Below are 1,606 nucleotides of genomic sequence, written 5' to 3'. Positions count from 1 at the left end.
CGCTTCGGCGTGTCGCGGCGTGTCGCTCGACGCCCGCACCGCCGACCCGACCGCGATGTCGGGGGCACCGGGTACCGTGGTGCGGTGGCCGGCTACCGCGTACTCCTCAGAACCCCCGGAGTGGGGCGCATCATCGCCGCGCAGCTGACGGCGCGGTTCCCCAACGGCATGATCAGCCTCGCCGTGCTCCTGCACATCGAGCACGTCACCGGTTCGTACGGTGCCGCGGGGCTCGTCCTCGCCGCCACGAGCGTCGGTCAAGCGATCGCCGGCCCCGTCACCAGCCGCTGGATGGGCCGCTGGGGCATGCGCCGCGTCCTCACCGTCACGCTCGTGCTGTGCGCTGCCGCCATCGCGGCGATCGCGCTGCTCGTCGTGCCACTGCCCGTCTACATGGCCCTCGGCTTCGTCGGCGGCCTGGCCACTCCCCCGGTCCAGTCGGCCGTCCGCACCATCTACCCCAAGATGGTCAACTCGTCGCAGCTGACCCCGCTCTACTCCCTCGATGCCTCGCTGCAGGAGATCATCTGGGTCCTCGCGCCCGTGCTCATCACGCTCGTGGGCACGCAGGCGGGCACGGTGCCCGCGCTCCTCCTCATCGTCGTGATCCTTCTCGGCGGCGGCGCGTGGTTCATCCTCAGCCCCGAGGTCGGTCGCGTCCGCATTCCGCGCAGCCGCCGCGCCCTCGGCAGCGTGCTGCGCAAGCCGCCCGTGATCCTCGCGACCGCGACGGGCTTCCTCCTCATCGGCGCGTGCGCGGCCGTCGAGGCCGGCGTCGTCGCGACGTTCTCGCACGGCGGTCTCGAGGCGGGTCTCGTGCTCGCGGTCTTCGCGATCGGCAGCCTCAGCGGCGGCCTCGCGTTCGGACACATCCCGATCGGCCGCTGGGCCATGGCGCGCCGTCTCGCGATCGTGACCGTCGGCCTCAGCCTCACGATCGTGTCTCTCAACGCCTGGTGGCTCGGCGGGACGCTGCTGGTCGCCGGCGCGGGCATCGCCCCGGCCCTGGCCGTGATGTTCGCGATGACCTCCGCGAGCGTGCGCTTCAGCGAGACGGCCGAGGCCTACGGCTGGATCGGCACCGGCCAACTGATCGGCGCCGCCGCGGGGTCCGCGGTCGCCGGCTTCCTGGTCGACGGCGTCGGCCCGCAGGGCGCCTACGTCGCCGCCGCCGGCTTCGCGGCCGCGGGACTGATCGTCTCGGTGCTGTTCGTCCGCGGGTTCCCCGACCTGCGCCACCGCGACGCGAGCCCCATCCCCGACACCGAGCCGGTGCACACCGTCACCTGAGCGCCCATTGCGCTCAGTACGTGCGGCGCAGGAGCTCCAGAACCGCGAGCGCATAGGCATCCGCGGGTTCGGGGTGGTCGAAGACCAGCGTCGTGCCCCCGATCGAGATCTCGACCTCATGCGTGTCGGAGAGCCTCCGCAACGACCGGAACGCCGAGCGCAGCATCTCGCGCAGTTGCGCTTCGGAGGGCAGCCACAGCGCGTCCTCGGTCGCGACGGAATCCAGCGCCCACTCGGTGGTGCCGTTGAACGCCAGGATGCGTCCGGTCGGATAGTCGCGCGGTTCGACCGTCATCTCGCTCACAGGAAGAGTCGG

Annotated in this window: 2 protein-coding genes; one reads left to right on the top strand and one right to left on the bottom strand. The window is 71.9% G+C overall.

Annotated features, from left to right (window positions below):
* Nucleotides 1–84: 84 nt before the first annotated feature.
* Nucleotides 85–1,290 carry an MFS transporter gene (locus tag I5G_RS08230; protein ID WP_026095769.1) on the top strand — a complete coding sequence of 402 codons (1,206 nt, stop codon included), beginning with the start codon at nucleotides 85–87 and terminating at the stop codon, nucleotides 1,288–1,290.
* Between the two features lie 13 nt (nucleotides 1,291–1,303).
* Here the strand turns inward: I5G_RS08230 and I5G_RS08225 are convergent.
* Nucleotides 1,304–1,606, bottom strand: a 303-nt coding sequence (locus I5G_RS08225) for a hypothetical protein (protein WP_026095768.1), incomplete at its 5' end; no start/stop codon positions are given.

Source organism: Microbacterium sp. B19 (assembly GCF_000333395.1).
Lineage (GTDB): Bacteria > Actinomycetota > Actinomycetes > Actinomycetales > Microbacteriaceae > Microbacterium.
Note: the sequence above shows the minus strand (reverse complement) of the source record. Positions and strands in the feature narration are given on the sequence as shown.